Annotated in this window: 18 protein-coding genes; 7 read left to right on the forward strand and 11 right to left on the reverse strand. The window is 67.3% G+C overall.

The genetic code is table 11. From position 1 onward, the window contains the following. Positions 1 to 45: 45 nt before the first annotated feature. From BCY78_RS08840 to BCY78_RS08865, 6 genes are all read right to left on the reverse strand, one after another. Positions 46 to 1,272: a glycosyltransferase gene (locus tag BCY78_RS08840; RefSeq protein WP_068300466.1), complete on the reverse strand. Its 1,227-nt coding sequence runs from the start codon at positions 1,270 to 1,272 to the stop codon at positions 46 to 48. Beyond that, on the reverse strand, positions 1,269 to 2,900 hold the full coding sequence (locus tag BCY78_RS08845) for an ABC transporter ATP-binding protein (protein ID WP_068300467.1): 1,632 nt from the start codon (positions 2,898 to 2,900) through the stop codon (positions 1,269 to 1,271). The genes BCY78_RS08840 and BCY78_RS08845 overlap by 4 nt, the downstream gene beginning before the upstream one ends. Then, a complete protein-coding gene (locus BCY78_RS08850) occupies positions 2,897 to 4,006 on the reverse strand; it encodes an ABC transporter permease (protein ID WP_068300468.1) in 1,110 nt (369 codons plus the stop codon). Before BCY78_RS08850 ends, BCY78_RS08845 begins: the two co-directional genes overlap by 4 nt. A gap of 4 nt (positions 4,007 to 4,010) precedes the next feature. After that, entirely contained in the window at positions 4,011 to 5,102 is a 1,092-nt protein-coding gene (locus tag BCY78_RS08855; protein WP_068300469.1) for a microcin C ABC transporter permease YejB, read from the reverse strand. A gap of 9 nt (positions 5,103 to 5,111) precedes the next feature. Further along, on the reverse strand, positions 5,112 to 7,049 hold the full coding sequence (locus BCY78_RS08860) for an extracellular solute-binding protein (RefSeq protein ID WP_068300470.1): 1,938 nt from the start codon (positions 7,047 to 7,049) through the stop codon (positions 5,112 to 5,114). A gap of 223 nt (positions 7,050 to 7,272) precedes the next feature. After that, a complete protein-coding gene (locus tag BCY78_RS08865) occupies positions 7,273 to 7,791 on the reverse strand; it encodes a cytochrome c family protein (RefSeq protein ID WP_068300472.1) in 519 nt (172 codons plus the stop codon). A 120-nt stretch (positions 7,792 to 7,911) separates the two neighbouring features. Between BCY78_RS08865 and BCY78_RS08870 the strand changes: the two genes are divergently transcribed. The 3 genes from BCY78_RS08870 to BCY78_RS08880 all read left to right on the forward strand — a co-directional run bounded on the left by BCY78_RS08870 (position 7,912) and on the right by BCY78_RS08880 (position 10,719). Then, complete coding sequence (locus tag BCY78_RS08870; RefSeq protein ID WP_068300474.1) at positions 7,912 to 8,748, forward strand: prephenate dehydratase; 837 nt, start codon at positions 7,912 to 7,914, stop codon at positions 8,746 to 8,748. Positions 8,749 to 8,844: 96 nt separating this feature from the next. Then, positions 8,845 to 9,609, forward strand: coding sequence for an SDR family NAD(P)-dependent oxidoreductase (locus tag BCY78_RS08875; protein ID WP_068300476.1), 765 nt, complete (start codon positions 8,845 to 8,847; stop codon positions 9,607 to 9,609). 33 nt (positions 9,610 to 9,642) lie between these two features. Next, positions 9,643 to 10,719 (forward strand): AbrB family transcriptional regulator, encoded by a 1,077-nt coding sequence (locus tag BCY78_RS08880; RefSeq protein ID WP_068300478.1) that lies wholly within the window; start codon positions 9,643 to 9,645, stop codon positions 10,717 to 10,719. A 20-nt stretch (positions 10,720 to 10,739) separates the two neighbouring features. Here the strand turns inward: BCY78_RS08880 and hemP are convergent, their stop codons facing one another. Further along, positions 10,740 to 10,916 carry a hemin uptake protein HemP gene (gene hemP / locus BCY78_RS24580; protein ID WP_083194918.1) on the reverse strand — a complete coding sequence of 59 codons (177 nt, stop codon included), beginning with the start codon at positions 10,914 to 10,916 and terminating at the stop codon, positions 10,740 to 10,742. A gap of 138 nt (positions 10,917 to 11,054) precedes the next feature. Here hemP and BCY78_RS08885 point away from each other — a divergent pair, with 138 nt between their 5' ends. The 4 genes from BCY78_RS08885 (at position 11,055) to BCY78_RS08900 (ending at position 15,584) form a co-directional block, all read left to right on the forward strand. Beyond that, a complete protein-coding gene (locus BCY78_RS08885) occupies positions 11,055 to 12,206 on the forward strand; it encodes a DSD1 family PLP-dependent enzyme (RefSeq protein ID WP_068300480.1) in 1,152 nt (383 codons plus the stop codon). A gap of 63 nt (positions 12,207 to 12,269) precedes the next feature. Then, positions 12,270 to 13,253 carry a type I glyceraldehyde-3-phosphate dehydrogenase gene (locus BCY78_RS08890; protein WP_068300484.1) on the forward strand — a complete coding sequence of 328 codons (984 nt, stop codon included), beginning with the start codon at positions 12,270 to 12,272 and terminating at the stop codon, positions 13,251 to 13,253. Next, positions 13,250 to 14,017, forward strand: coding sequence for a 2-keto-4-pentenoate hydratase (locus tag BCY78_RS08895; protein WP_068300486.1), 768 nt, complete (start codon positions 13,250 to 13,252; stop codon positions 14,015 to 14,017). The genes BCY78_RS08890 and BCY78_RS08895 overlap by 4 nt, the downstream gene beginning before the upstream one ends. Positions 14,018 to 14,126: 109 nt before the next feature. Further along, entirely contained in the window at positions 14,127 to 15,584 is a 1,458-nt protein-coding gene (locus BCY78_RS08900; RefSeq protein WP_068300488.1) for a cobyric acid synthase, read from the forward strand. 16 nt (positions 15,585 to 15,600) lie between these two features. On the opposite strand, the gene lpxK is transcribed toward BCY78_RS08900, so the two are convergent. Genes lpxK through BCY78_RS08920 form a run of 4 tightly spaced genes read right to left on the reverse strand, consistent with a single transcriptional unit; the run spans position 15,601 to position 19,832 of the window. Further along, positions 15,601 to 16,590, reverse strand: coding sequence for a tetraacyldisaccharide 4'-kinase (lpxK, locus tag BCY78_RS08905; RefSeq protein ID WP_068300489.1), 990 nt, complete (start codon positions 16,588 to 16,590; stop codon positions 15,601 to 15,603). Further along, complete coding sequence (locus BCY78_RS08910) at positions 16,587 to 17,696, reverse strand: 3-deoxy-D-manno-octulosonic acid transferase (RefSeq protein WP_139103123.1); 1,110 nt, start codon at positions 17,694 to 17,696, stop codon at positions 16,587 to 16,589. Before BCY78_RS08910 ends, lpxK begins: the two co-directional genes overlap by 4 nt. After that, a complete protein-coding gene (locus tag BCY78_RS08915; protein WP_068300491.1) occupies positions 17,696 to 18,508 on the reverse strand; it encodes a 3'(2'),5'-bisphosphate nucleotidase CysQ in 813 nt (270 codons plus the stop codon). The genes BCY78_RS08910 and BCY78_RS08915 overlap by 1 nt, the downstream gene beginning before the upstream one ends. Then, the gene (locus tag BCY78_RS08920; protein WP_068300494.1) at positions 18,495 to 19,832 is read right to left on the reverse strand and encodes a TldD/PmbA family protein; all 1,338 of its coding nucleotides are present in this window, start codon (positions 19,830 to 19,832) and stop codon (positions 18,495 to 18,497) included. Before BCY78_RS08920 ends, BCY78_RS08915 begins: the two co-directional genes overlap by 14 nt. Between the last annotated feature and the right edge of the window lie 185 nt (positions 19,833 to 20,017).

A 20,017-nucleotide genomic window follows, 5' to 3' on the forward strand; every position in this document is an offset into this window, starting at 1 on the left:
CGGGATATCCACGGGCGCCCCTTTCTGTTCCAACGGAACGGCCGTTCAGACGTCCAGCCGGCCCTCGACGAAATCAATGAGCCGCGGCAGACAAATGCTGTGCAGGTCGTAATTCTCGACGATATGCCGACGGGCGGCTTGCCGCATGCCCCGGAATTCCTCGGGCCGGGCAAGGGCGCGGATCAGCGTCCCGGCGATCTCTTCGGTGTCGAAGAAATCGACCAACAGGCCGTTCTCGCCATCCTCGATCAACTCCTCGACCGGCGCGGTGCGGGAGCCGACGACCAAGGCCCCGGCGCTCATGGCCTCCAGCATCGACCATGACAGCACGAACGGCACGGTCAGGTAGCAATGCGCGCGGGTACATTGCATCAGGCCGGTGAAGGTCGCGTAGGGCACCTTGCCGGTGAAATGCACCCTCGAGAGGTCCAGCTGATCGCGCACCTCGTCAAGGAAGATCTCCTTCCAGCTGCGCCCGCCGCCCGGTCGGGCACCGTAGCTGACGTCGTCGCCACCGATGATCACCACCTGCGCGTTGGGGCGGGCCCGCATCACTTCGGGCAGGGCCCGGATGAAGGAATGGTAGCCGCGATAGGGCTCGAGGTTGCGGTTGATGAAGGTCAGGAGTTCATCGCCCGCCCGGAACTCCACGCCCGAGGGCAACACCACCCGCGCCATCGGATCGGGCTTCAGCCGATCCGTATCGACCCCGTCATGGATGATGGTGATCTTGTCGCGGAAGCTCTCGGGGAAGGTATCGGCCTGAAACTCGGTCGGGGCCAAAGCCGCGTCGCATTGGGCCATCATCAGCGCTTGATGCCCCTGCCGGGCCACAACGGAATAGACCTTGTCCTCGCTGTCATTGGCGAATTCTGGATCAAACCCGACATCCAGCCCGCGCGGAGCGTAGTAGAGCTCGGCATAGACGATGAGCCGCGCCTCGGGCCAGACCTCGCGCAGAAACAGCGTCTCACCCCAGCCGCCGTGGCCGAAGATCACATCGGGCACATAGCCATGCTTGTCGCGCAAGACACGGGCGGCGCGCGCGACGCGCCAGGCCCGGTTGGTCATCTCGCAATAGGTGGTGCCCAGTTGCGCGATCTTCGGATCGGGGCGCGGATCGGGCTTGCGGTAGCGGAAGGTGGTGATCGTCGATTTGCGCGCGTTCGTCTCGTCGGTCAGGGCCGTGACATCATGCCCGCGTTCCACCAGGGCCGGGGCCAGATGCAGGAACTGGCCCGGGAAATTCTGGTGGACAAACAGGATCTTCACGCATCCTCCGACGTCACGCGCCCCATGGTTTTCAGGTCGAAGGCCGCGGCGAGAAGCGCGCGCGTATACTCGTGCCCCGGCGCGTCGAACACCTGCTGCGCCGGGCCGTATTCCAGCACATCTCCCTGTTTCAACACAAGGATCTGATGCGACATGGCGCGTACGACGCGAAGATCGTGGCTGATGAATAGATAGGCCAACCCATGCTTGCGTTGCAGGTCGCGCAGGAGTTCGACGATCTGCACCTGCACCGTCATGTCGAGGGCCGAGGTCGGCTCGTCGAGGATCACCAGCTTAGGTTGCAGGATCATCGCGCGGGCGATGGCGATGCGCTGACGTTGCCCGCCCGAGAATTCATGCGGGTAGCGATCCATCGCGGCGGGGTCGAGGCCGACTTCGGTCATGATCGCCGCGACGGCCTCGCGCGGGGTGCCGCCGGTGGGGACACCGTGGACGCCGAGGCCCTCGGCGATGATTTCCTCGACCGTCATGCGGGGCGAGAGGCTGCCGAACGGGTCCTGAAACACAATCTGCATCTCGCGCCGAAGGTCGCGCAGAACGGCACGGCTGGAGCCCTTTTCCGAGGCCGGCGAGATATCGCGCCCGAGGAAGACGATCGTCCCCTCGGACCGCGTGAGTCGGGCGATGGCCAGTGCCAAGGTGGTTTTGCCCGAGCCGGATTCGCCCACGACACCAAGGGTTTCGCCCGCACGCAGGCTGAGCGAGGCGTCGTTCACCGCCTTGATATGCCCCACCGTCTTGCGCAGCAGACCGCGCTGGATCGGGAACCAGACGCGCAGGCCCTCGGTCCGCAGAACCTCGGGGGCGCCTTGCGGAACGGGATCGGGCTCGCCGGTCGGCTCGGCCTCGAGCAGCTTGCGGGTATAGGGATGCGAGGGATTGGTGAAGACCTGCTCGGTCGGCCCCTGCTCGACGATCTCGCCGTTCTGCATGACGCAGACCCGGTCGGCGACGCGGCGGACGATGTTCAGATCATGCGTGATGAACAGCATCGACATGCGCTCGGCACGCTTCAGCTCGGCCAGCAGCTCAAGGATCTGCGCCTGAATCGTCACATCGAGGGCGGTGGTCGGCTCGTCCGCGACCAGCAATTTCGGCCCGTTCGCCAAGGCCATGGCGATCATCACCCGCTGCCGCTGCCCGCCGGACAGCTGGTGCGGATAGCTGGAGAGCCGGGTCTCGGCCTCGCGGATGCCGACCTTCTGCAACAGCTCCAGCGCGCGGGCGCGGGCGGCGTCGCCGCGCAGGGCTTGGTGCAGTTCCAAGGCCTCGGTGATCTGCTTTTCCACCGTGTGCAGCGGGTTGAGCGAGGTCATCGGCTCCTGGAAGATGAAGCTGATATCGTTGCCGCGCACCCGCCGCAGCTCGGCCGCCGGGGCTCCGACCATCTCGGCCCCCTCGAAGGTGATCGAGCCCGAGATCTCGGCGGCGTCGGACATCAGCCCGACCGTCGACAGGGCCGTCACCGACTTGCCCGAACCGGATTCGCCCACCAGCGCGACGGTCTCGCCCTCGGCGATCTCGAACGAGACGCCTTTGACGGCCTGCGTGGCCTTGCCCCCCTGCCGGAAGGCGACGCCGAGGTCCTTCACGCGCAACAGGGTCATCGGAACGTCTTTCTGGGATCGAACGCATCACGCACGCCCTCGAACACGAAGACGAGGAGGCTGAGCATGATGGCGAAGGTGAAGAAGGCGGTGAAACCGAGCCATGTGGCCTGCAGGTTCTGCCGCGCCTGAAGCGTCAGGTTGCCCAGCGACGGAGCCGAGGCCGGCAGGCCGAAGCCGAGGAAGTCCAGCGTCGCCAGCGAACCGATGGCGCCGGTGACGATGAAGGGCAGCATCGTGACGGTGGCGACCATGGCGTTGGGCAGCACATGGCGGAACATGATGCGCAGGTTCGACACGCCCAGCGCACGGGCGGCGCGGACATATTCGAAATTGCGCGCCCGGAGGAACTCGGCCCGGACGACGCCCACGAGGGCTGTCCATGAGAACAGCACCATGAGGATGACCAACAGCCAGAAATTCATCGGTATGATCGCGGCGACGATGATGATCACGTAGAGCGAGGGGATGGAGCCCCAAAGCTCGATCAGGCGTTGCGCGACGAGGTCGGTGATCCCGCCGAAGAAGCCTTGGATCGCACCCGCCGTGATGCCCACGACCGAGGAGATCGCGACCACGACGAAGGCGAAGCTGACTGACAGCCGGAAGCCGTAGATCACCCGCGCCAGCACATCGCGTGCGGCGCCGTCGGTGCCCAGCCAATGGTCGCCATCGGGCGCCGAGGGGGCCGGGCCGCCGAGGTTGTTGATCGTGTCATAGGAATAGGGGATCGGCGGCCAGACCATCCAGCCCGGCACGACCTCCTCGCCCTCGACCGTGCCGGTTTCGGCGGCTTGGGCCATGGCGTCCTCGGGATCGTCCAGACACCATTCGATGCCGCCGGTGGCAATGAGGCATTGCACCTCCTCGACGCGGTAATCGGCCTGCGTGCGGAACTCGCCGCCATAGGCGGTTTCCGGGTAGAACTGGAAGATCGGGAACTGGATCTCGCCGCGATAGCTGACGACGACCGGCACGTCATTGGCGAGGAATTCCGCAAACAGCGACACGCCATAGAGCAGCAGGAAGACCCAGAGCGACCAGAAGGCCCGGCGGTTCGCGCGGAAGTTCCGCCAGCGGCGTTGGTTCAGGGGAGACAGGGCCATGCGCTCAGCTCTCCCGCGTCTCGAAGTCGATGCGGGGGTCGATCCAGACATACATCAGGTCCGAGATGATGCCGACGATCAGCCCCAGCAGCGTGAAGATGAAGAGCGTGCCGAAGATCACCGGATAGTCGCGGTTGATCGCCGCCTCGAAGAACAGCCGACCGAGCCCGTCGAGCGAGAAGACCGTCTCGATGATCAGGGAGCCGCCGAAGAAGGCGCCGATGAACACCGCCGGGAAGCCCGCGATGACGATCAGCATGGCGTTGCGGAAGACGTGGCCATACAGCACCTTGCGCTCGACAAGGCCCTTGGCGCGGGCGGTCATCACGTATTGCTTGCGCAGCTCGTCGAGGAACGAGTTTTTCGTCAGCAGGGTGAGCGTGGCAAAGCTGGAGATCGTCAGCGCGATGGTCGGCAGCACCATGTGATGCGCGTAATCGAGGATCTTGCCGCCCCAGGACAGGCTCTCCCAGACCTCACGCTCGGAATGGATCCCGCGCGAGGGGAAGATTTGCAGATACGAGCCGCCAGCGAAGATCACCAGCAGCAGGATGGCGAACAGGAAGCCGGGGATCGCATAGCCGACGATGATCACCCCGGAGGTCCAGGTGTCAAAAGGCGAGCCGTCCTTCACCGCCTTGCGGATGCCCAAGGGGATCGAGACGATATAGGCGATGAGCGTGGACCAGAGGCCGAGGGATATCGATACCGGCATGCGCTCGAGGATCAGGTCGATCACCGTCTTCGAGGTGAAGTAACTCGTGCCGAAGTCGAAGGTGAAGTAATTCGCCATCATCGTCAGGAAGCGTTCAAGCGGCGGCTTGTCGAAGCCGAACTCCCGCTCCAGCTGCTCGATGAAGGCCGGCGGCAGGCCGCGCGCGCCGATATAGCGCTCCTCCATCCCGCCGCTGGACCGGGTGATGTCCTCGCCCGCGCCGGTGAAGCCGCGGGTCGCATCCCCCTGCCCCTGCATCTGGGCAATGACCTGCTCGATCGGCCCGCCGGGCACGAATTGCACCAGCGTGAAGTTGATGATCATGACCCCGATCAGCGTGGGGATGACCAGAAGCAGACGGCGAAGAATATAGGCTCCCATGGGGGCGGATTACCTCAGCGCGCCGGTGCTGCGCAACTCGGCTGCCCGGTCGGCATCGTACCACCACCAATCCATGGTCCCGGCCGAGAATTGCGGGATTTCCTCGGGATGGCGGTAGACGTCCCAATAGGCGAACCATTGGTTCGGGCTGTACCACAGCGGCACCATGAACCGCTCATAGCGCAGCACCCGGTCGAGGACGCGCAGCGCGGTGTCGCGCTCCTCGGGGCTTTCCGCCATCAGCGAGATGTCGATGATCCGGTCGACCAGCGGGCTGGCGAGGCCGGCCGGGTTGAACAGCGAATAGGACGCGGCCTCGGAGCCGAAGCGCTGGTGCAGCCCGGTCCCGGTATCGAGGAACGCGACATAGCCGTCGAGGATCATGTCATAGTCGCGGTTGCGCTCGCGCTCGGTGTATTGCGCGGGGTCGATGCGCTGGCCGATGGCGTTGATGCCCATGGCGCGCAGGTTGTCGAGGAAGCTCTCGATGATCGCCTCGGCCGTGGCCGAGCCCGAGCTGGCATAGGGGAATTCGATGGTCAGCTGTTCACCGGCCTCGTTGCGGCGCAGGCCGTCGTCGCCGACGACCCAGCCGGCCTCTTCCAGCAGGCGGTTGGCGCGGCGCAGGTTGCGGCGGTCCTGCAGGTTGTCGGCCGAGGATTCAGGCGGGACATAGGCGGTTTCGGTCAACAGATCGGCGGGCACCAGATCACCCAGAGATTCCAGCAGCGCCAGCTCGGCCCCTTCCGGCACGCCCGTGGCCTCCAGATCGGTCCCTTGGCTGAAGGAATAGCGGCGGCCCATCAGCCCGTATTGCAGCTGCTGGTTCGTCCATTCGAAATTGTAGGCCATGGTGATCGCGTCGCGCACCCGCATGTCCTGCAGGGCCGGACGCGCAAGGTTGAACACGAAGCCGGTGGGCGTCGGCGGGTTGCCGTCGGGGATTTCCTCGCGCACGACCCAACCGTTGGTCACTGCCGGGAAATCGTAGCCGATCGACCATTGGCGCGAGTTCCCCTCGGCCCGGAAAGTGTATTCGCCGGTCTTGAAGGCCTCGAAGGCGACGGCGTCATCCGAGAAATACTCGACGCGGATGGTCTCGAAATTGTGGCGGCCCTGATTCTGCGGCAGGTCCCAGCCCCAATAATCCGGGTTGCGACGATAGGTGATGCGGCGGTTCACCTCGTAGCTGTCCAGCACATAGGGGCCCGATCCCGGCGAGGTCTCGAACCGCGGCTCATCGAGGCGGGCGCCGGTTTCCTCGAACCACGCCTGCGAGAAAACGGGCGTCGCCCCGACCTGATCGATCAGCGACCGGCGCGAGATGTCCGGGGCGAAGTCGAAGCGGACGGTATGCTCGTCCAGCGCCTCGGCCGAGGTGATGCGCTGGCGCACGGCTTCGGAATAGGACGGCAGGCCCTGCTCTAGGAACAGGTTGTGGGTGAAGACGACGTCCGCGGCCGTGACCGGGGTGCCATCGCTGAAACGGGCCTCGGGGCGCAGGTGGAAGATCACCCAATCCTTGGTCGGCGGATATTCCAGGCTCTCGCAGAGCATGCAGTAGTATTCGCCGTAGACATCCGCCGGGGCGGAATCGCCGAAGGGGCCGCCGGTTTCCAGCAGGCTTTCATAGATCGCCCAGGAATAGCGCCCGGCCCGGCCCCGGCGCGAATAGGGGTTCATCGAATCGAAGGTGCCCGAGGCGAATTCCGAATACTCGCCGCCGACCGGCGCGTCCGGGTTGACGTAGCTGAAGTGGTTGAAATCGGCGGGATAGCTGAGATCGCCGTAATAGGAATAGCCATGGGCCTGAATGAGGTCGGCCTGTGCCCGGGCCTGTCCAGCCACCAGCAACCCCGCGAGGGCCAGCGCGGTCCCTCCAGCGAGGAGGCGCAAGGCGGCGGCGGGATCGCGCGTCAGGGTTCGGGCAATGGCGGGACGGGTCATTCGGCTCTCCAGCTTGCGTCTGACTTCTGCGGGTCAGGTAGGCTTTTTCCAGCTAAATCCAGCCGGATGCCCGGTTGCAAGTGTCGATTGCGTGACGACTTGTGCAAATCCTCGTGCGGTCAGGGAAAAATCACCGCCACGCGGGCCCTGTGCCAGAAAACCGGCGCAAGAAAAAAGGCCGCACGCGCGGGGCGTACGGCCTTTTCATCGGGAGAGAGCGACCTCAGGCGGGGTGCTCTTCCAGGTATTTGATCAGGTTCACACGATCCTGCGGGTCGCGCAGACCACGGAAGCTCATGCGGGTGCCGGGAGCGGCCGAACGCGGGTCTTCCAGGAAGTGGAACAGGTTTTCCACGGTCCAGGTGTCGCCGACCTGCAGCAGGGCGCCCGAGTAGTTGAAGCCGTCGACGGCGTCGATTGCACGACCGACAACGCCATCCAGATGCGGGCCGGTGCCGTTGGCGCCTTCCAGCGAGTGGCACGAACGGCAGTTGCGCCACAGGGCTTCACCGGCAGCGGCGTCGGCGCTGGCATAGAGCGCGTCAACGTCGATCTCTTCGGCCGGAGCGGCCTCGGCGGCGCCATGGTCGTCGCCTTCGGTCGGCAGCGGGTAGACAGCCGCGGCATGGTCGCCATGAGCGGGCATGTAAATCGTCTCGGCGGCCCATTTACCGACGAGGAAGAACAGGAAAGTCGCGCAAATGGCGCCAACCGCCTTGGTGATAACCATGGTATCGAACATGTCGCATCCCGTGCCTGAGCAGAAGTCGCGCCCTTCTACCCGCTTCCCCTCGCCCAATTCAAGCGCTAGTTACCGCGACGAATTGACGTTCAGGCAGGGTTTTCGCGGGGTGAGGGACCAATGAGCAAGCGCATCGCATTCCAAGGCGAACTTGGCGCCTATTCCCACGAGGCTTGCGTGGCCTCGCGACCGGATTACGAGCCGATCCCCTGCCGCACCTTCGAGGAGGTCATCGACTCGGTCCGCGAGGGTCGCGCCGAGCTGGCGATGCTGCCGGTCGAGAACTCGACTTACGGGCGCGTGGCCGACATCCACCGCCTTCTGCCCGAGAGCGGGCTGCATATCGTTGACGAGGCGTTCGTCCGCGTCCGCATCGCGCTGATGAGCCTGCCGGGCACCAAGCTGGAGGACGTGAAGCATGTCCGCGCCCATCTGGTGCTGATCCCGCAGGCAGCAAGTTTCCTCAAGTCGCATGGCATCTCGGCCGAGGCCGCGGCCGACAGCGCCGGTGCCGCCGCGGATCTGGCGCAGGACAAGACCCCCGGCGAGGGTGTGCTGGCCTCCGAGATCGCCGCGCAGATCCACGGGCTGGAAGTGCTGGCCACCGATATCGAGGACAATCACCACAACACCACCCGCTTCCTCGTGATGTCGCCCGAGCCCGACCTGACCCATCGCGGCGGCGCGCAGGGCATGGTGACGACCTTCGTGTTTCAGGTGCGCAACATCCCCGCCGCGCTGTACAAGGCGATGGGCGGTTTCGCGACCAACGGCGTCAACATGACCAAGCTGGAAAGCTACATGGTCGACGGCTCGTTCACCGCGACCCAGTTCTACGCCGATATCGAGGGCCATCCTGAGGACCCCAATGTGAAGCTGGCACTGGAAGAGCTGCGCTACTTCACCAACCGCCTGCATATCCTCGGGACCTACCCCGCCTCGCCGGCAAGGGGTTGAGCCGGGCCATCAATCCGCCGTCGCGTCACGCAAGGCGGTGGCTTTCCCTGAGAAAAGGCGCGGTCTAGGCTCGCGCCCGAAACAGGGAGGAACATCATGGATCAAGATCTGAACGGCCGTCACGCGCTGGTCACCGGCGGCGGTACGGGCATCGGCCTCGCCATCGCCCAGATGCTGGCCGCGCGCGGCGCCAAGGTCACCATCACCGGCCGCCGCGGTGCCGTGCTGGAGGAAGCCGCTGCCGCCAATCCGGGCCTGTTCCCGCTGGTGATGGACGTGGCCGACGAGGCCAGCGTGGTGCAGGGCGTCGCCGATGCCATCGCCGCGCGCGGTCCGGTCACCATCTGCGTCGCCAATGCCGGCATCGCCGAGGGCAAGTCGATGGGCAAGATGGACCTCGCCTTCTGGCGCAATATGATGGCGATCAATCTGGACGGGGCCTACCTCACGGTGCGCGAATGTCTGGGCGGCATGCTGGCCGAGAGCTGGGGCCGGACTATCTTCGTGGCATCCATCGCCGGGCTGAAAGGCCTGAAGGGCGCACCGGCCTATTCGGCCTCGAAACACGGGATGATCGGCCTGATGCGCGGCCTGTCCGAGGAATACATGGGGTCGGACCTGACCTTCAACGCCCTCTGCCCGGGCTATGTCGACACCGACATCGTCACCCGCAACACCCAGTCCATCGCCGACCGCGCCGGAATCGACCCCGAGCAGGCGCGTCAGATGATGGTCAAGACCAACCGCCACAAGCGCCTGATCACTTCGGACGAGGTCGCCGCCATGGCCGCCCTGCTGGTCGGTCCGAATTCCGGCAGCCTGAACGGCCAGACCTATGAAATCGCCGGGGGGCAGATGTAACGCCCCCATGCCCAAGACGCGCCAAAGGACCCGATGCCCAGCCTCAACCGCCTGACCGGAGGAATTCCCCCGGCGACCATCTTCGTGACCTATGCGCTGGGGGGCGCCGGGGGATTGCTGGCACAATGGGCGGGTCTGCCGCTGGCCATGCTGATGGGCGGCATGGTCGCCGTCACCGGGGCCTCGGCCATGGGGTTGAAGATCTCTGGCCACGCGCTCGCGGTGCCGCAAAAGTGGCGCTACACCCTGATCCCGATCGTCGGTGTGGCGATCGGGGCCAGCTTCCCGCCGGATTTCGCCACGCAGGCCCTGCATTGGTGGGTCACCATGGTGGCGCTGCTGCTGTTCATCCCCTTCGCGCAATTCCTTGGCTACGCGATCTTCGCCAAGCTGGGCAGGATGAAACCCGCAACCGCCTATTTCGCGGCGATGCCCGGCGGTTTCATCGAATCAATCGAGATGGGCGAGAAGACCGGCGCCGACATGCCGATGCTGATCATGCTGCAGCTTCTGCGCCTGATCCTGTGCATCGTGATGATCCCCATCGCCTTCTCCATTTTCGAGGGCCATGCCGTCGGCTCGGCCTCGGGCCTCAGCGTGGCCGGGCGCGCGCCGTTGACCGCCGTGGACTGGGCGGTGATCGTCGGTCTGGGTGTGGTCGGCTGGTGGGGCGCGCACAAGCTCAAGTTCCCCGCCGCGATGCTGTCGGGGCCCCTGCTGCTGAGCGGGATCGCCCATGCGGCAGGCCTGACGCATGCCGTCCCGCCCGGCTGGGCGATTCAGGTCACGCAATGGGTGATGGGAACGTCGCTGGGCGTGCGCCTGATCGGCTTCGAGCGCGCGCAGGCGGGCAAGGCCGTCGTCCTCTCGGTCATCCATGTCAGCCTGATGCTGATGGTGGCCTTCGGGGTGGCGATGCTGCTGGCGGATGCGGTGGACGAGCCGATCTCGGCGGTGATCCTGGCCTTCGCGCCGGGCGGCGTCAGCGAGATGTCACTGGTCGCCCTGTCGCTGCATGTGAGCGCGGTCTACGTCACGCTGCACCACCTCGCGCGGATCGTGCTGGCGGTGCTGTTCTCACGGATCGGGCAGCGCATCGTCAAACTCTGACGCTGCCCGATTCCGGGGTCTTACTTCGTCAGGATCAGCTTGCCGGCGCGGGTGATGCGCAGGTCATAGACCTTGCCGTCCAGTTCGATCTGGGCCTGCGTGCCGCCTTTGGTCAGGGCGCGGGCCGAATGCACGGGCAGTTGCACCGAGGCAACCGGTTGCGAGCGGGTGAAATCTTGTTGCGAGTAGAGGGACATGGGCTTGCTCCTGTTCGATGACCTATTCCTGACAAAAACACTTTGGAGAGTCAATCCTGATTCTTGCGCTCAGGAATATCCCGTCTTGACCCCGGCCCCTTTCCGCCGCCCCATGCGCCTCAAACACAGGAGCCCGCGATGAGCGCCCTCGACGGTCTTGAGATTGGCTATGACATCCCCGCCCTGCCCGGCTTGACCGAGGCCGAGATCGAGACGCCCAGTCTGGTGCTGGATCTCGACGCGCTGGAGCGGAACCTGCGGCGGCTGGGGGAGTATGTGCAGCGCCACGGGATGAAGCTGCGCGTTCATGGCAAGATGCACAAATCCGCCGATGTCTACGCCCTGCAACAACGGATCGGCGGCGCGACGGGGCTGTGCTGCCAGAAGGTCTCGGAGGCAGAGGCCTTCGTCCGCGCCGGTGTGCGTGACGTGCTGGTCTCGAACGAGGTGCGCGGCGCGCGCAAGATCGACCGGCTCGCCCGCCTGCCCCTCTCGGGCGCCACGGTCGCCGTCTGCGTTGACGATCCCGCCACCGTGGCCGAGCTCTCCGAGGCCACCCAGCGCCACGGCACATCGCTCGACTGCCTGATTGAGTTGGAAGGCGGCGCCGGTCGCTGCGGGGTCACCTCGCCTGAAGGTGCCGTTGCGCTGGCCCAGGCCATCACCGCCGCCCCCGGCCTGCGCTTCGCTGGCTTGCAGGCCTACAATGGCGGGATGCAGCACCTCGCCACGCATGAAGACCGCAAGGCCCGCAGCGATGTCACCGTCGCCGCCACCCGCGCCACGCTCAACGCCCTGACCGAGGCCGGTTTCACAATCGAGACCGTCACCGGCGGCGGCACCGGCAGCTATGAGCTGGAGACCGCCTCAGGGATCTATACCGAGCTGCAATGCGGCTCCTACGCCTTCATGGACGCGGATTACGGCCGAGTGTTGATGCAGGACGGAGCGCGTCTCGATGTGCGCTTCGAGAACGCGCTGTTCCTTCTGACCAGCGTGATGAGCAAACCCCGCCCCGGCCTCGCCGTGGTCGATGCCGGGCTGAAAGTGCAATCCGTGGATAGCGGCCTGCCCGAGATCTGGGGTCGCGACGATCTGCGCTACGTCACCTGTTCCGATGAGCACGGCAATATCGACGACCCGCAGGACCGCTTGCGCGTCGGCGACCGGCTGAAGCTGGTCCCCGGCCATTGCGACCCGACCTGCAACCTGCACGATTGGTATGTTGGCCTCCGGGGCGGCACGGTCGAATGCCTCTGGCCCGTCACCGCGCGCGGCAAGGCCTACTGACCCGGCTTGAGATTTGATCAAAACAGGCCTAGCTAAAGCCGCAGACCTTCCGGGAGCGGTACCATGCGGGTGATGATCAACGGGTTCGGGCGGATCGGGCGCACGGTTCTGCGCGCCTGGCTCAAGGGCCAATGGCCGGAGCTTCAGATCGTCGGCATCAACGACATCGCCAATGCCGAGACCTGTGCCTATCTCTTCGAATTCGACAGCGTCTTCGGCCCCTTGGACGGCATCGCGCTGGACGGCGAGGTGCTGATTGCCCAAGGCCACCGCCTGCCGTTGACCCATACGCCGGACATCTCGACGCTGGACCTGTCGGGCGTCGATCTGGTGCTGGAATGCACCGGCAAGACCGACAGCCGCGACGTGGCCGAACGCGGCCTCAAGGCCGGCGCCGCCCGCGTGCTGATCTCCGGCCCCTCGGACGCCGCCGATGCCACGCTGGTGCTGGGCGCGAACGATCACCTTCTGACGCCCGATCTGAAAATCGTCTCCAACGCCTCCTGCACCACCAACGCGCTTGCCCCCCTCGCCCGCGCGCTGCACGAGGCCTTCGGCATCACCGCCGGCTGGATGACCACGATCCATTGCTACACCGGCTCGCAGCCGACGGTGGACGCGCCGCGCTCCTCGGACCCCGCCCGCAACCGCGCCGCCGCTTTGTCGATGGTGCCGACCACCACCTCCGCCGGCCGCCTTCTGGACCGCGTGTTGCCCGACCTCGCCGGGGTCATCGAATGCGCCGCCGTCCGCGTTCCGACCGCCAGCGTCTCGGCCGTCGATCTCTGCGTCGTGCCCGAGCACCGCGTGGGCGTCGAGGCCGTGCAGGAAGTCCTGCGCCACGCCGGCGGGGTGATCGGCTGGACCGAGAAGCCGCTCGTCTCCTCGGACCTGCGCGCGCGGCCCGAATCGATCGTCATGGCCCTGCCCGAGACCCGCGTCACCGGCGTCGGCCTGATCCGCGTCTTCGGCTGGTACGACAACGAATGGGGCTTCTCCTGCCGGATGCTGGACATGGCACGGCGGATGGGCGACGCTCCGGCATGATCACCATCGCCGACGCCATTCTCCACGCCCTCGACCATCGCCAGCCGATGGCCCCGATCACTGACTCCGACCCCGGCTTCGACCTGACCAAGGCCTACGCGGCACAGGCCGAACTGACCGCGACCCGCCTGCGCCGCGGCGCCAAGGTCGTCGGCGTGAAGACCGGCTTCACCAACACGACGATCTGGGACGAATACAACGTCCACGCACCGATCCACGGCCCGGTCTTCGACACGACCTGGGGCGAGGGACCCATCGCCGCCAGTGCGTTCATCGAGCCAAAGATCGAACCCGAGATCGCCCTGCGCCTCGGCGCCTCGCCCCGCCCCGGCATGGACCGCGCCGCGCTCATGGCCTGCGTGGACGGCATCGCCCGCTCGTTCGAAATCGTCGACAGCCCCTTCCCCGGCTGGCGCTTCCGCGCCCCCGACACCGTCGCCGCCGGCGCCCTGCACGGCGCGCTGCGCACCGGCACCTTCATCGGCGCCACGCCCGAGGCCCTGACCGCCCTCGCCACGCTCGACGTCCGCCTGATGCGCGACGGAGAGACGATGGACCACGGCCATGCCTCGAACGTCCTCGGCGGCGGGCCCCTCGCCGCGCTGGCCGACCTTGTCGAGCAACGCGGCGATGACCTGCTGCCCGCCGGCTGGATCATCTCCACCGGCACCCTCACGCGCGCGCTACCGATCGCCCTCGGCGAAAGCTGGACCACGATCATCGAAGGCCCCGACCTGCCCCCCCTCACCCTGCAGATCACCTGACCCCATCTTTGCTCCCCAAATATCCTGGGGGTGAGGCGCGTCCGCGCCGAGGGGGCTAGCCCCCTCCCTTCGCCCCCGCTAACACGAGGAAAACGACCGGGGTGACGCGATGACAGCGACAGTGATGATCCAGGGCGCAGGCTCGAACGTGGGGAAATCCCTGCTGGTCGCCGGCTTCTGCCGCGTCTTCGCCCGCCGCGGCCTCACCGTCCGCCCGTTCAAGCCGCAGAACATGTCGAACAATGCCGCCGTCACCCCCGACGGGGCCGAGATCGGCCGCGCGCAGGCGCTGCAGGCGCTGGCCTGTGGCGTCGCGCCCTCGGTGCATATGAACCCGATCCTCCTGAAGCCGGAATCCGAGACCGGCGCGCAGGTGATCGTGCAGGGCAAACGCTTCGCCACCGCCAAGGCTCGAGAATACTCCGCCCTAAAACCGCAATTGATGAGCGCGGTGCTGGACTCGTTCGAGCGTCTCAAATCCGAGGCCGATCTGGTCATCGTCGAAGGCGCGGGCTCACCCGCCGAGGTCAATCTCCGTGCCGGCGACATCGCCAATATGGGCTTCGCGCAGGCCGCCCGCGTGCCGGTGGTGCTGGCCGGCGACATCGACCGTGGCGGGGTCATCGCCCAGATCGTCGGCACACAGGCGGTGCTGGACGCGGCCGACAATTCGCTGATCAAGGGCTTCCTGATCAACAAGTTCCGCGGCGATCCGCGCCTCTTCGACGACGGCTACCAGCTGATCCAGGACCGCACCGGCTGGGCCGGCCTCGGCGTGCTGCCGTGGTTCACCCAAGCCCACCGCCTGCCCGCCGAGGATGCCGCCGACCTGCGCCGCACCGGCGGTCAGGGCACCTTCCGCATCGTCGTGCCACAACTCAATCGCATCGCCAATTTCGACGATCTCGATCCGTTGATGGCCGAGCCCGGCGTCTCGGTCGAGGTGATCGCCCCCGGCCTGCCGCTGCCGGTCGAGGCCGATCTGATCCTGATCCCCGGCTCGAAATCCACCATCGCCGACCTTGCGCATTTCCGCGCGCAGGGCTGGGATATCGACCTCGCCGCCGCGATGCGCCGGGGCGCGCGAGTGCTGGGACTTTGCGGTGGCTACCAGATGCTCGGCCGGACGATCTCGGACCCCGAGGGCATCGAGGGCGCGCCCTCGACCGTGCCGGGCCTCGGCCTTCTCGCCGTCGACACGGTGATGACGCCGGACAAGCGCGTGACGCTGACCGAAGCCGTGCATGCCGCCTCGGGCGAGGCCGCGCAGGGCTATGAGATCCATCTCGGCAAGACCGAGGGCCCGGACCGCGCGCGCAACCTCTTCATCGTCGAGGGCCAGCCCGAGGGCGCGATCAGCGCGGATGGGCGGGTGATGGGCAGCTATCTGCACGGCCTCTTCAGCGCCGATGGCTTTCGCGCGGCCTTTCTGCAGGGCCTTGGCGCCGCAGCGGGCAATGGGTCCTATGCCGCGGGGGTCGAGGAGGCGCTCGAAGCGCTCGCCGACCATCTTGAGGCCCATGCCGATTGCGAAGCGCTGCTCAGAATCGCCAAGGCCGGGCTGTGACCCGTAGGGTGGGGTTTCACCCCACCATGCCCAGCGCCCTGAGGAACCCCGCCTCATCGGCAATCTGCAACCGCACTGGCAGCGTCAGCACCTGCCGCCGTTGCGCCGTAGGCAAGCGAACTGCGTCCTTCTCGGTCGTCACCAGCTGCGCCTTCTCGCGCCGCGCCTCGGCATCGAGCCGCGCATAAAGCGCCGAGGTCAGCGGCTGGTGATCGCTCAGCGCCTGCGTCCGGACGACATTCGCCCCTGTATTTCGCAAAGACTCGAAGAATTTCTCTGGCCGTCCGATCCCGGCAAAGGCCAGCACCCGCAACCCGGTCCAATGCATGCCCGTGTTCAGCGGCTCCAGCGAGCCGGTGAACAGCGACACGCCGCCCAGCCGCCCGCCCCATTCCGCCGCGAACCGCTCCTGTGCCGCCTCGGGCCCGATCGCCAAAACCGCCTGCGCGCGCTTCAGCCCCGCCCCCACCGGCTCGCGCAAGGGCCCGGCCGGGATGCAGCGCGCATTGCCGAAGCCGACCTGCGCATCAACCACCACCACCGAAGCGGTCTTCACCACGCCCGGATTCTGGAACCCGTCATCCAGCAGCACCACCTGCGCGCCCGCGGCCTCGGCCGCCTTCACCCCCGCCGCGCGATCCTTGGCCACGAAGACCGGCCCGAAAGCCGCCATGAGCAGCGGCTCGTCCCCAACCTGCGCCGCCGTGTGTTCCCGCTCGGACACCGCGACCGGCCCCTCCAGCGAGCCGCCATAGCCGCGCGAGACGACCGCCACCGACAGCCCCTTCGCCGACAGGGCCTGCATCAGCGCGATCACCGTCGGCGTCTTGCCCGTGCCGCCCGCATTCAAGTTGCCGACGCAGATCACGGGCACCGAGGCGGCATAGCCATCCTTCGCCCCCCGCCGCGCCGTGGCCGCCGCATAGAGCCAACCCAACGGCGCCAGCAGCCGCGCCTGCCAACCGGGGCGCTCGGGCGGGTTCCTCCAGAAAAGCGGCGCCTTCATGCCGGGCCTCCCTCGCCCTGCGGGGCGTGCAAGTTGATCCAGGCGATCACCGCCTTGGCGACGGCCTGCGTCGCCTCCTCACCCTCGGTGGCCAAGGTCCAGGCCTTCAACGCCGCCTCGGCCCCTGCTTCCGGCGATAAAAGCGTACTGATCGCCGGGCCAAGGTCGCTGGCCCCTTCGATCTGCCGCCCCGCCCCCATGAAGCGCAGCCGGTCCATCAACGCCCGCGCCGAGGCATCCCCGTGCGGGCCGAACACCAGCGCCGAGCCCAGAGCCGCCGGCAGGATCGGCGAGCCCGTCCCCGCCCCCCGCGTCAGCGAGCCGCCCAGATAGCTGACCGGGGCCAGCCGCAGGAACAGGCCGGGATCGTCGCCCAGATCGGCCACATAGACCTGCGTCGTCTCGGCGATCTCGTCCTCGGAAGCGCGCTGCGCCGAAAGAAACCCGACCTCGCCGGCTCGGCGGGCGATGGCCTCGCCCTCGGCCATGTCGCGCGGCTCAAGGATCATGAGCAGCCGATGCGCGCGCCGCAGGGCGTGGGAATGGGCCAGAAACACCGCGTCGATCTCGCTGGCCGGCACATCCTGCGCGAACCACACCGGGCGCGCGCCGATACTGTCGCGCAGGGCGCCCAGCTCCAGCATGTTGCAACCGGGCACCGCACCATGGCGGGCCAGCGCACCGCTGGGCAGGATCGGCACCGCGCCTTTCAGGCTGCGCTCCAGCTGGTTGGCACTGATCGCATCGCGGGTATGGATCTCGGCCAGTTTGGACAGGGTCGCGCGCGGGTTCCGACGCAAAAGCCGAAACCCGCCCGAGAGTTGCGGATCGGCGCAATCGACCAGCATCACGCCGACACCCCGCGCCCGCGCCCGGTCGATCATCGGCACCGGCAGGCGGTCACCGGCCAACACCAGCAGCGCCGGGGCGACCGTGTCAAAGGCCGCGTCGAGGCCCCGCAGATCGTCCTCGGGCAGCAGATCGCCGGGCTCGCCCGTGACATGCACCGGCGGGCAATCGCGACGCTCCGTCAGGTGGTCCTCCAGCACACGCAGCGCCGGAACCAGAGCGGGCTCGGTCGCATGCAGCCAGATCCCGCGCGACATCATCCCCGGTCCTTCGCGCCCGTCAGACCGGCCATCAGCGCGGCATGCAGGCGGGGACCGGCGGCGACGACACCGGCGTTCTTCGCCTCGGTCCGGTTGAAGCGCAGCTTGCGGCCAAGGCGGTCGGTCACACGCGCACCGGCCTCGGTGGCGATCAGCGCGGCGCCGGCGATGTCCCAATCCCAGGCGTCGCGGATCGTCAGCATGGAATCGAACCGCCCCTCGCCCACCAGCGACAGCCGCCACGCCAGAGAGGGCCGGAACTCGCGCTTCACCTCGGGCATGCCGCCGGGCCAGAGGATCGGATCAAAGGCCGGGCGCGCGGCCAGCATCGTCGGGCGGTCGCTCAGATCGGGGTCCGAGACCGTCACCGGCTTGCTGTTCAGCGTGGCCCCGCCACCCAGCACCGCGCCATAGGTCAGGCCCAGCTCCGGCAGATGCACCGCCGCCGCGACCGGCTCTCCGCCGCGCACCACAGCCAAGGCATGGGCGAAACCGGGCTGGCCGTCGATGAAGGCGCGGGTGCCGTCGATCGGGTCCACGACGAAGACACTGTCATGCTTCAGCCGCGCGAGGTTGCCCAGAGGGTTGCTCTCCTCGCTGAGCCAGCCGTAATCGGGCCGCGCCTTCGCCAGCACGGCGTGCAGGTGTTCGTTCACCTCAAGGTCGGCTTCGGTCACCGGGCCCTGCCCGTCGCCCTTGTCCCAGACCTTGGGCGCATTGCGGAAATGCCGCTTGGCGATCTCGCCCGCGGAGAGCGCCGCTTCGATCAGCAGCAGCAGGTCGTCTCTGTCGCCCTCAAGCGCCGGCAATCGTCAGCCCCTCGACCAGGAGCGACGGCACCCTCGTCGACAGGTGCTGGCGCGCGTCATTGGCGGCAATCATGCGCATCAGCATGTCGCGCAGATTGCCGGCGATGGTGCATTCGTTGACCGGATAGGCGATCTGCCCGTTCTCGACCCAGAAACCCGACGCCCCGCGCGAATAGTCGCCCGTGGTCGGGTTGATCGTCGAGCCGATGAGCGAGGTGACCAGAAGGCCGGTGCCCATGTCGCGGATGAGGTCGGCACGGCTGGCGGCACCCGGCGTCAGCGTCAGGTTCGACAGGCTCGGCGAGGGCGGGGCCGAGGGGCCGCGCGTCGCGTTCGAGGTGCTTTGCAGCCCCAGTTTCCGCGCCGTGCCGAGGTCCAGCACCCAGCCCTGCAGCACCCCGTCCTCGACCAGAGCGCGCTGGCCGGTCGGCAGCCCCTCGGCATCGAAGGGGCGCGTACCGGCGATGCGGATGCGCAGGGGATCCTCGGTCAGGGTGAAGCCCGCAGGCAGCACCGCCTTCCCCATCGCGTCACGCAGCCAGCTGGCCCCGCGCGAGATGGAGGTGCCGTTGATCGCCGAGGTCAGATGCCCGATCAGCGAGGCGGAGATGCGCTCATCATAGAGCACCGGGAAGCTGCCCGAAGGGGGCTTGCGGCTGCCCTTGCGCGCGGCGGCCCGCTCGCCGGCCTCCACGCCGATGCTCTCGGGGCTGGGCAGATCGGCCTGGAAGATGCGGCTTTCGGACGCCCAATCGCGCTCCATCCCCGTCCCCTCGCCGGTGATCGCGACGCAGGAGGTGTTGCGCGAGGTCCGCGCATAGCCGCCCGCGAAACCGTTGGAGGCGGCGAGGTGGATCGTGCGGCGCGAATAGCTGGCGCCCGTCTGATCGATCTGGCTGATCCCGGCGACACCGCGCGCGGCGGCCTCGGCGCGGCGGGCGTCTTCTTCCAGCTCGGCGGGTTCGGGCTCGGGCGAGAGGTCCACCAGCTCCAGCCCCTCGGCATCGCGGCGGGCGCTCAGCTGGTCAGGGTCTGCGAGGCCGGCATAGGGATCCTCGGGCGCTTCCTTGGCCATGGCGACGGCGCGTTCGGCCATCATCGCCAAGGTGGCGGGCTTCGCATCCGAGGAGGACACGCAGGCCTGACGCCGCCCGACCAGCACGCGCAGGCCGATATCCAGCCCCTCGGCGCGTTCGGCATGTTCCAGACGGCCCTCGCGCACGTCGATCGAGACGGCGGTGCCGTCGATCACCAGCGCATCGGCGGCATCGGCACCGGCCTTGCGGGCGGCGTCGAGAAGGGCTTGGGCGAGGTCTTGCGTCATCGGTCGGCCTGTGCGGTGAAAGCATGCATATGGGTCAAGCAGGCTTAGCGCCAAGGCCGGCGAAAGGAAACCCGGCATGGGGTCACAAGGGTGGGGTGCCGGGACAGCGGTGGCCCGTGGGATGGCGCTGCAACAGTGGTGCGGAGCGCTTTATCTCGCCGCATCCGCTAAACCTCCGTTCGGCG

Source organism: Pararhodobacter sp. CCB-MM2 (assembly GCF_001691415.1).
In the GTDB taxonomy this organism is placed as follows: domain Bacteria; phylum Pseudomonadota; class Alphaproteobacteria; order Rhodobacterales; family Rhodobacteraceae; genus Pararhodobacter.

What these genes read in the sequence shown, in the direction of transcription:
- BCY78_RS08910 (WP_139103123.1), bottom strand. Translation starts at nt 17,696, where the DNA reads ATGTCGCGCGGGATCTGGCTGCATGCGACCGAGCCCGCTCTGGTTCCG.
- lpxK (WP_068300489.1), bottom strand. Translation starts at nt 16,590, where the DNA reads ATGAAGGCGCCGCTTTTCTGGAGGAACCCGCCCGAGCGCCCCGGTTGG.
- BCY78_RS08875 (WP_068300476.1), top strand. Translation starts at nt 8,845, where the DNA reads ATGGATCAAGATCTGAACGGCCGTCACGCGCTGGTCACCGGCGGCGGT.
- BCY78_RS08845 (WP_068300467.1), bottom strand. Translation starts at nt 2,900, where the DNA reads ATGACCCTGTTGCGCGTGAAGGACCTCGGCGTCGCCTTCCGGCAGGGG.
- BCY78_RS08855 (WP_068300469.1), bottom strand. Translation starts at nt 5,102, where the DNA reads ATGGGAGCCTATATTCTTCGCCGTCTGCTTCTGGTCATCCCCACGCTG.
- BCY78_RS08890 (WP_068300484.1), top strand. Translation starts at nt 12,270, where the DNA reads ATGCGGGTGATGATCAACGGGTTCGGGCGGATCGGGCGCACGGTTCTG.
- BCY78_RS08860 (WP_068300470.1), bottom strand. Translation starts at nt 7,049, where the DNA reads ATGACCCGTCCCGCCATTGCCCGAACCCTGACGCGCGATCCCGCCGCC.
- BCY78_RS08865 (WP_068300472.1), bottom strand. Translation starts at nt 7,791, where the DNA reads ATGTTCGATACCATGGTTATCACCAAGGCGGTTGGCGCCATTTGCGCG.
- BCY78_RS08885 (WP_068300480.1), top strand. Translation starts at nt 11,055, where the DNA reads ATGAGCGCCCTCGACGGTCTTGAGATTGGCTATGACATCCCCGCCCTG.
- BCY78_RS08870 (WP_068300474.1), top strand. Translation starts at nt 7,912, where the DNA reads ATGAGCAAGCGCATCGCATTCCAAGGCGAACTTGGCGCCTATTCCCAC.
- BCY78_RS08880 (WP_068300478.1), top strand. Translation starts at nt 9,643, where the DNA reads ATGCCCAGCCTCAACCGCCTGACCGGAGGAATTCCCCCGGCGACCATC.
- BCY78_RS08895 (WP_068300486.1), top strand. Translation starts at nt 13,250, where the DNA reads ATGATCACCATCGCCGACGCCATTCTCCACGCCCTCGACCATCGCCAG.
- BCY78_RS08900 (WP_068300488.1), top strand. Translation starts at nt 14,127, where the DNA reads ATGACAGCGACAGTGATGATCCAGGGCGCAGGCTCGAACGTGGGGAAA.
- BCY78_RS08920 (WP_068300494.1), bottom strand. Translation starts at nt 19,832, where the DNA reads ATGACGCAAGACCTCGCCCAAGCCCTTCTCGACGCCGCCCGCAAGGCC.
- BCY78_RS08850 (WP_068300468.1), bottom strand. Translation starts at nt 4,006, where the DNA reads ATGGCCCTGTCTCCCCTGAACCAACGCCGCTGGCGGAACTTCCGCGCG.
- hemP (WP_083194918.1), bottom strand. Translation starts at nt 10,916, where the DNA reads ATGTCCCTCTACTCGCAACAAGATTTCACCCGCTCGCAACCGGTTGCC.